An 8,769-nucleotide genomic window follows, 5' to 3' on the forward strand; every position below is an offset into this window, starting at 1 on the left:
CTACGAGCGCCGGGCCGACCTCCACCTCGCCCTGACAACCCTCGCCTGCGCCGTCATCTGCCTCCGACAGCTCAGGAGGTTTTGTCCTTAGCTTTTAGCGTCACCGATGAGCTTGCCGATGGCCTCCTTCACGGAGCCCTTGGCCCGGGCGGCGGCATCAGAGGTACGATCGTCGCTCATCTGCTCCCCCGGAGGTGCTCGACCGGCACCGCAATCCGTTCGGTTGCGGCACAGGCCCGAGAACCTCTGTGGAGCCAAAGGGTTCCACCGGCGAAAACGCAAGCACTAGTATGTCTGCACTATAACCCCAGCACTATTGCACCAGTGCCCGTGCAGTCGGCCTCCGACCCCGTTGAGCCCGAACCGGACCAGTCCCCGGCCAGCCCTAATCTTTCGTCGGCATGGGGGTCTTGCGCGGCGGGCCACCGGTAAAGCCGCGCTCGCGAGCCCAGATGACGAGGGCCGCGCGGCCGGACACACCGGTCTTGCGGTAGAGCGCCGCGACGTGGTTGCGGACCGTGTTGCGCGCGATGCCGAGCTTATGGGCGATGGCCGCATCCGGCATCCCGCGGCACACCAGGGCGAGCACGTCGCGGCCGCGGGCCGAGAGGTCGCCGAGGCCGGATGCCGCCTGCCCGTCGGCAGCATGAGGGCGCTTCATTTGAGCCAGCTTTGTCAGCACCGCGTGGCTGAACCAGGCGGTGTCCTGCATCACAGCCTGTATGGCCGCTGCGACCTCCGCCTCGCCGCGGCGGTGCTCGGCGACGTCCTGGGCGAGCAGTAGGATGCAGGCTCGGCCGCCGACGGTCACAGGCTCGGCGGAGAGGACGCAGTCGAGCAGGCTGCCATCCCTGGTCCGGAGGCTCACATCGGCGCCGCGCAGACGGCCGTCCCGCTCGAGCCTCCGCTCCATCTCCTGCCCTGCCGCCAGATCGGCCCAGAGACCAAGCTCGCTGGCGCCTTTGCCGACCAGATGCCCCTCGGGATACCCAATCTCACGGGTAAAAGCGTTGTTGGCCATCACCATGCGCAGATCGGAACGCGTCAAGACAATGGCCGGGACAGGCGACAGGCGAAGGGCAGCGGCGAAGCTGTCCTCGCTCTGCCGCAGGGCATCCTCCGTCAATTTGTGGCGCTCCAGGTCCACGAAGGTGAAGAGCATGCAGTCCGTGTTGCCGACCTCGATCGGCTGCCCGGCGACAACCGCGCGCCTCTCGCCGCCACCCGGTAGCTGCAGCACGGCCTCCATCTGCGGGATGGTGCGACCCTGCTGCAGCCGCTCGATGGCGAACTCCCGCCGCGCAGCACCCTCGAGCACGTCGATCTCGAGGGCCGACCGGCCGATCACCTGCTCCTCGTCGTATCCGGTCATCTCCAGGAAGCCCCGGTTGACCTTAATGTAGCGGTGGTCAGAGAGGCGAAGAATGACGGCCGGCGCCGGGTTGGCGGCAAAGGTCGCCTCGAAGCGCTCTTCGGCGTCGAAGCGCTCGGTCTCGTCGTTCAGGATGAGGACGAGGCAGTCCGGAATGCCATCGGCGTCGTTGAGCACCAGGCTGCGGATGCGGTGCGTCCACTGCGCCTCGTTCTGGCCGGCAGGAGCAACGTCGACCACCACCTCGTCAATGGTCTCGCCCGCCAGCACTCGTTCCATCGGGTACCCACCTTCCGGTACCCGGTGCCGGTCGCGGTAGCGCAGCTCGAAGCGCTTGCGGTACTCGGAGACGGTGGTGCCGAGGTCCGCGGTGCTGCTGACCCCGTGCATCCGCAGCGCGGACTTGTTGGCCCAGGAGATGCTCTGGTCGGGCTCGATCAGGATCACACCGTCCTGCAAGGCGGCGAGGATCAGTCGTAGTTGCTGTTGGTTGGCGTGGTGGTGCGACGGCAGGTTCAATATACACGAGCTCCGCCAGCGGGTTGTCTGTCCGCAATAAATCTTCGGACATTATAAATCCCACACAGGGCGGCCCGGTTGCCGGTGAGCATGCGTGTTGCGGGAGTACGAAGGAGCGGCTTCTCTGTCTTTACCTCTACACCGAATGCCGATTGGGCATCCTCGTCGCCCTCAGCCTCCCCTGCCCTGGGCGGTTCTCTCGCCCGCTACTGCACGTAGTCTGGACGGCGGTCGGGTCCTCAGAACCGCGCGGACAGGGTCAGGAACACCCGCCGCTCCACCTGCGGGCCGGCCGTCTGCATCAGGCTCGGAGTGTTGAGCTGCTGCCCCGTGAGCGACACCTCAACGCCATCGGTCAGGCGGTACCCGATACGGGCGTCCAGCTGCAGGTAGTCCGGGACGTCGACCGGCCTGCGCTGGGTGGTGCGCGCGTCCACGGTTATGTCGCGGTAGCGACTCTGCCAGTGCGCCTGGGCATCGAACTCCAGCCGGTCCAGCGTGTACCCGCCCCCCAGGCGGATCACGTGGGTCGGCGTGCCGTTCTCAAAGCTCAGCCGGGAGGAGCGGTCCAGGCTGTCGGAGACGGATATGTACGCGTAGCTCGCATCCCAGCGCAGGCCCGACGCCGCCCCGCGGATGCCGATCTCCCCACCCATCGCGTCGGTGTCGCCGACGTTGGTCGAGCGGTACAGCACGCCCTGCCGGCTCAACGACCTGCCGGCCGAGAAGGGATCAGCGATCACATCCCTGGTTCTCTGGACGAAGGCGGCGGCGCGCAGCGTGGAGGCCACCGCGTCCAGCCTGCGGTCGTAGCCCAACTCCCCATGGGTCACGGCGCTCGGGTCCAGCTGGGGCGAGCCGACGAGGCGGATCTCGGGCAGCGGCCCCGCCGCGGCGGACGTCTGCCGGGTCCCCAACGCGAAGAGGCTGGGCGACTCCAGGCCGCGCGCGATCGTCAGGCGCAGGGTGTCGGCGTCGGTGGCGTGCCACACCACCCCCGAATTGAAGGACACGTCCGTGATGGCCCGGCCATCACCCGCGCCCGGGACAGCGGAACGGTCCAGCACGAGGCGGTCCAGGCGCACGGCGTTGGTCAGCGACAGCTCCGGGGCGAGCTGCCAGTTCCACATCAGGCTGCCGGCGTAGAGCCGGTAGCCGAACCGGTTGCGGTAGGCCGGCTCCACCATGTCGTTGTCGCGGTACTCGAGCTGCAGGCGCAGCGTGTGGTCGGCGCCAAGTTTTACCGTGTCGCTGGCCTGGACGACGGTGACGGTGTTCTCCAGTCGGGCAGTGGCCAAGCCGCTGCGATAGTCGTAGCGTGCCGAGTTACGGTACAGGTTGAGGCCTAGCAGACCGGCAGCGGTCTCGGCGGACAGCGCGCCGCGCACGGCGTCCGTGTTATAGCGGCTGGCGGCATAGTAGGGCGAAGCCACCGGCTCGAAGGTGCGGAGGTCCACGGCCGAGCCGCTGAGGGTCGCCTCCACCCCGGGGGCGAGGCGGGCGCGCGCGTCCATGGCGATCGACTCGCGCCGGGGCCGCACCTGGGCTGCCAGGGTTGCCGGGTCGAGCCCTGCGCAGTCGAAGTCGTCGGCGCGGAACCCGCCAGCGGAGAGCCGCACGCCGACGCGGTCGTTCAGCCTTGCCGTACCAAAGGCGGACAGGCTGCCATAATCCTGGGTGCTAGCGCGTGCGGTGACGCCGCTCGCGTTGTCGCGCAGAGGGTCGTAGGTGACGATGTTGATCACGCCCGACACGGCGTTGAAGCCGAACAGGGCGGAGTTCGGGCCCTTGACCACCTCGATCTGACGGATCTCGCCCAGCTCGACCGGCAGGGCGTACCACGGTGTGGCGCCGTAGAGGTCGATGTAGACCTGCTGACCGTTCAGGAGGACGAGGAGGCGCGGGTTGGACGGCCGGTTGTAGCCGCGGACGCTGACGTCGGCAGCGGCGAAGCCGGTGCGCCGCACGTCCACGCCCGGCACCAGGCGAAGGATGTCCGGGAGGTTATCGTAGCCGGAGCGGCGTATCTGCTCCGCGGTGATGATTTCCAGGTTGGCCGGCACCTGCGACGCTCGTTGCGGCTTGCCGGTGGCGGAGGTGGTGACGGGCTCGCCGAAGAGCTGCTCCATGTCGCCGTAGTCGATCGACTGCGCGCGGACCTGGGCGGTCCAGGCCAGGCAGCAGGCGCCGGCGAGGAGCACGCGCCGGGTCCCGGACGATTGAGGACGGGGCATCGCGGACGGCATTGGCCGCATCGGGCAGGAGGTGCGCATCGCTGTTCTCACCGCTCGGTGACGAGCATGCGAAAGGCTTGGGTGAACTCCACCCCGTCGCGCGCCGCGGCATTGCGACTGATGACAATCTGCACCGTCGGCTCGCTGGAGAAGCCCACCGTGCAGTGGGCTGCCTGGACGCAGTCCATGCTGGCCGAAACGGTGGGCACGCGCAGCCGTCTCGCGGCGAGTGGCACCGCCGGGTGGCCGGCGGTGCCCTGCGTCACGTAGAGCCCGTCCACGCCGCCCAGCTCGGGGAGTTGGGCGAGCGGCACCAGGCGCACCTGAAGCCTGATCCGGCCTGCTGTCAGCCCGTCGCCGACCACCTCGCGCACGCGCTCGGCTTCGCGCGAGGAGAGCGCGTCCGCCGGCATGAACACGACAGCAACCACCACGGGACCGGTCCGCCCCACGCCGACGTAGCCCATGGTGCGGCCAAGCACTTGGCCATCCTTTGGCGTGAAGCTGGGTTGCGCCGCGGCCGGTGCGGCGCATGGCGCGGCGCATACCGCCGCGCAAAGCACTGCGGCTGCCGCGCGCGCGAGAGGCACAGGGCGAGGGCTCTTACCGTCCCGTCCAACGCCGCGGTGAAGCCCGCGCCCGGCATCCAGCATCCGAAGACCCACCTTTTTGTCGGCGGAACCATCCTCCGCGAAACGTGTTGCCGGAGGCTTAAAGACGTTTGGCGGACGGAGGAGTGTTTCTTAAGGATCGCAATGGGAGAATTGCCCCCTCGAAAAGGAGGCAATGGCTTGCGTCGATCGCCCCCGCGCCCATTCCACCGAGCACCGGCCAACTGCCGGGCGCCCGCCGCGCCTGCATGCCTTTCCGGATCGACGCGACCAGTCCGACCCAGCTCGAGGAACCCGTCGTGAGCGGGGCGGCGGCCTCTCGGGGGCTACTGGCCCGCCTGCGGACGGCGGTGCGGCTATCGAACTGGCCTTTCGCTGTGAAGATGGCGTTCTGCCCGGCGCTGGCGATGGTCGGCCTGCTGGGAATGGGGCTGCACGGCATTCTTACCTCGAGCCAGCAGGCCGAGCTCATCGGCGAGCTGGTCGAGCAGGACTTGGCAGCCGCTACGCGCCTGGCCTCCAGCGCGACCGAGCTGCAGGGCATCAACGGCGCCTTGTACCGTCTCACCACCCTCCAGGCCGGTCGCTCGCCCGTTAGCGACCTCGAGGCGCACATCGTGGCTCTCCTGGAGCGCACCTCCGCGCTCGCGCTTGGGCTAGAGAGGCAGGCGATCGGGAACGCTCCGCAGGGCGCAGCACGGCTGCTCGGCCTGGCTGCTGACGTCCGGATCTACTCCGAGGCCATCGACGTATTCGGCTCCATGCTGGCGATCGACTTCCCGAGCGCGGTCGAGTTCATCGTTCCGTTCGACGGTAACGCCAACCGTCTGCTGCTGGAGATGGGTGCCCTCGCCTCGGAGGCAGTGGAGGAGGCGCGCGGCCGCGCAGCAGCGTCGACCGGCATGGCACAGCGCGCGCACCTAGTGCTGACAGGGGCGGCGCTGACCGGCGCGCTGCTGCTGTTCGGTGTGTCGGCGGTCCTCACCCGCAGGACAGTGTCCGGCGTGAAACAGATCGCCTCTGTCACCGAGCGGGTAGCGCAGGGCAGCACGGAGCCGGAACTCGAGTCGCTCGCCCGAGGCGATGAGCTCGGAACCATTGTGCGCTCGCTCGCGGTGTTTCGGGAGAACATCTCGCAGATCGCCTTTCTGGCGCACCACGACCCGCTGACCCGGCTGCCGAACCGCGTGCTGTTCCACGATCGCGTGCGGCAATGCCTGGCGCGGGCCGATGGGCGCGGCTTTACCGTGCTCTGCCTGGACCTCGACCGCTTCAAGGCGGTGAACGACACGCTCGGTCATCCGGTGGGCGACGCGCTGCTATGCCAGGTTGCGGACCGACTACGCGCCTGCGTGCGCCAGGACGACACCGTGGCGCGCCTGGGCGGGGACGAGTTCGCGATCGTGCTGCCACACATCCTCGACACGGAGGAGATTAACGCCCTCGCGACGCGCATCATTAAGGCGATCAGCGCCGGCTACGAGGTGAACGGCCATCAAGTCGGCATCGGCACCAGCATCGGCGTGGCGGTCGCACAGGCGGACGGCGTTACCTCGCACGAGCTGCTAAAGAACGCCGACACAGCACTGTACGGCGCCAAGTCAAACGGGCGTGGCACCGTATGCTTCTACGAAGCCGCCATGAACGCCTCGCTGCAGAACCGCCGGGCGCTGGAAATGGGACTACGGCAGGCCCTGGTTCGGGACGAGTTCCTGCTTCATTATCAGCCGCTGGTGGATGCGCGCACGCACGAGATCCTGGGCTTTGAGGCCCTGATCCGCTGGGCGCATCCCGAGCGCGGGCTGGTGGCACCGAGCGAGTTCATCTCCATCGCGGAGTCCTGTGGGCTGATCGGCGAGATCGGGCGGTGGACCCTGCGCCGGGCCTGCCTGGACGCTCGGTCCTGGCCAGGTCAGGTCAAGGTCGCGGTCAACCTGTCGCCTGTTCAGTTCAAGGACCGGCAACTAGTGGAGGCGGTGCGCGCGGTGCTGGAGGAGAGCGGGCTCGCGCCGGAGCGGCTGGAACTGGAGATCACGGAATCCGTGCTGCTGCACGACAGCGAAGCGGTGCTGTCCAGCCTGCACCGCATCAAGGCACTAGGCGTGCAGATCTCGATGGACGACTTTGGGACGGGCTACTCGTCGCTGAGCTACTTGCGTTCCTTCCCGTTCGACAAGATCAAGATCGATCGCTCCTTTGTCCGCGACCTGCCGCACGATACGAACTCTGTTGCCATCGTGCGCGCGGTGGTCGGGCTCAGCGGCACGTTCGGCATCTCCGTCACCGCCGAGGGCGTGGAGACGAGTGAGCAGGCGCGTCAGCTCGCCCTGGAGGACTGCGATCAGCTGCAGGGCTATCTGTTCAGCCGGCCGATCCCGGCCGCGGGCATCCCCGAGTTGATTGGGAGGCTGGCCGACGCGGCCCCGAGCGCGGGGGCCGTCGCGGACCTGGGTGTCGATCCGCTCTCCCTCCACACCGTGCCCTGGCCGGCTGTGGTGGGGAAGTCGGCGTGAGAGCAACCTCTACGCGACGGCGGGCGGGCGAGTCTTCGGGCAGTCCGGGCCGGGGCGCCCCTTCTCCTCACAGTATGTGACGCTTTTCCAACTTCCTGGCCAGCGTACGGCGGTGCATGCCGAGACGCCGGGCTGTCTCCGATATGTTGAATCCCGTCTCGACCAACATCTCGTTGATCCTCTCCCATTCCAGCGTCTTGATCGAGGCTGTGGAGCGGTTGGTCACGGAGACATCTGGGTTCCCGGTCACTCTCTCGAAGGCAGCCTCGATGTCGTCCGTGTTGGACGGCTTGGCGAGGTAGTGGCAGGCGCCAAGCTTGATGGCCTCCACCGCCGTCGTGATGCTGGCAAAGCCGGTCAGCACGACAATACGCATGGCCGGGTCGCGCGCGTGCAGCATCCGCACACAGGGCAGGCCCGAGGCGGCCTTGAGCTTGAGGTCCACTACGGCGAATCCTGGTATGCCCCTATCCAGCAGGACGTCCAGGTCCTCCGGTCCCGCCGCGAGCTGGACGCGGTAGCCGCGCCGCTCAAAGGAGCGTTGCAACGCACGGGCAAAGGTCGCGTCATCCTCCACAATGACGAGCGAGCGCGCATACTCCACCTCAGGCCTCCGTTCCGTGTACGGGTGCGAGCGGGAGAACGAGCCGGACCTCGGCCCCACCGTCGGGGAAATTGGTGGTCTCCACCCGGCCGCCAAGGCGCCGCGCCACCGTGACCACCAGGAAAAGGCCTACGCCGTGGCCTGCGCCCTTGCTGGACCGGTGGGGCTGGCCAAAGTGGCGCAGCATCTCTGGTGGGAAGCCCGGGCCGTGGTCACGCACTGTTAGGACCAGCATGTCGCCGCTCCGGGCGGCCGAGAGGTGGACCTGCCGTGGAGACACGTCCGCCGCGTTCTCAAGCAGGTTCCAAACCGCCTGACGCAGGGCCGGGTCGGCCACCACCGTCGCACCATCCGTCACGGCGCATCTCTGGTCCAAGGGTACGGTGGGGTGCGCGGAACGCCACGACCTCGCCAGGTCCTCAACGAAGTGGCAGACGTCCACGCTCCCCATCATCTCACTCCTGGGCTGACCGGCCAAGTGGAGGATGTCGGTCACGATCGATTTGCAGCGCTGCACCTCGGCCTGCATCTCCCGCAGCTCGCCCATCAGCTCGGGATCCGATGCAAGCCTGGGCATGTGCTGCCAGTCGCTGAGGATCACGGAGAGCGAGGCGAGAGGAGTGCCGAGCTCGTGTGCGGCCCCTGAGGCGAACAAACCCATGCGGACGATGTGATCCTCCTCGGCCGCGTGCTGACGCATGGCGGCCAGATAGCTCTCTCGCGCGCGGAGGTTCCTGCTGATGCGAGCGATGAACAGCACCAGCAGCATCGCTACCAGCGCGAAGCTCAGCCAGCGGCCCAGCGTGTAAAGATCGGTGATTTCGCCCAGCAGCCCCGGCGGAAATGCCAGCGGGCGCTGCCGGTAACTCAGGAGGGCGAAGCAGCCCGTCGTGACCAGGACCAAGATCCAGACCAG

General features: G+C 67.9%; 6 protein-coding genes and 1 pseudogene. 2 read left to right on the forward strand and 5 right to left on the reverse strand.

Features of this window, described 5'->3' with window-relative positions:
* A pseudogene (locus FHS87_RS22640) lies at nucleotides 1-91 on the forward strand (IS5/IS1182 family transposase); the annotation flags it as partial.
* A 294-nt stretch (nucleotides 92-385) separates the two neighbouring features.
* Here the strand turns inward: FHS87_RS22640 and FHS87_RS22645 are convergent.
* The 3 genes from FHS87_RS22645 to FHS87_RS22655 form a co-directional block, all read right to left on the reverse strand.
* Nucleotides 386-1,891, reverse strand: coding sequence for a PAS domain S-box protein (locus FHS87_RS22645; RefSeq protein WP_221300313.1), 1,506 nt, complete (start codon nucleotides 1,889-1,891; stop codon nucleotides 386-388).
* Between the two features lie 239 nt (nucleotides 1,892-2,130).
* A complete protein-coding gene (locus tag FHS87_RS22650; RefSeq protein WP_184521998.1) occupies nucleotides 2,131-4,092 on the reverse strand; it encodes a TonB-dependent receptor plug domain-containing protein in 1,962 nt (653 codons plus the stop codon).
* 80 nt (nucleotides 4,093-4,172) lie between these two features.
* Nucleotides 4,173-4,607 carry a hypothetical protein gene (locus FHS87_RS22655; RefSeq protein WP_184522000.1) on the reverse strand — a complete coding sequence of 145 codons (435 nt, stop codon included), beginning with the start codon at nucleotides 4,605-4,607 and terminating at the stop codon, nucleotides 4,173-4,175.
* Between the two features lie 428 nt (nucleotides 4,608-5,035).
* Here FHS87_RS22655 and FHS87_RS22660 point away from each other — a divergent pair, with 428 nt between their 5' ends.
* Nucleotides 5,036-7,249 carry a putative bifunctional diguanylate cyclase/phosphodiesterase gene (locus tag FHS87_RS22660; protein WP_184522003.1) on the forward strand — a complete coding sequence of 738 codons (2,214 nt, stop codon included), beginning with the start codon at nucleotides 5,036-5,038 and terminating at the stop codon, nucleotides 7,247-7,249.
* 67 nt (nucleotides 7,250-7,316) lie between these two features.
* Here FHS87_RS22660 and FHS87_RS22665 read toward each other — a convergent pair whose 3' ends face one another.
* Nucleotides 7,317-7,853: a response regulator transcription factor gene (locus tag FHS87_RS22665; protein ID WP_184522006.1), complete on the reverse strand. Its 537-nt coding sequence runs from the start codon at nucleotides 7,851-7,853 to the stop codon at nucleotides 7,317-7,319.
* Between the two features lies 1 nt (nucleotide 7,854).
* Nucleotides 7,855-8,769 (reverse strand): sensor histidine kinase (locus FHS87_RS22670; RefSeq protein WP_184522009.1); only part of this gene is annotated, 915 nt, incomplete at its 5' end.

Origin of the sequence: Muricoccus pecuniae (assembly GCF_014199205.1) — a bacterium.
GTDB classification, from domain to species: domain Bacteria; phylum Pseudomonadota; class Alphaproteobacteria; order Acetobacterales; family Acetobacteraceae; genus Roseomonas; species Roseomonas pecuniae.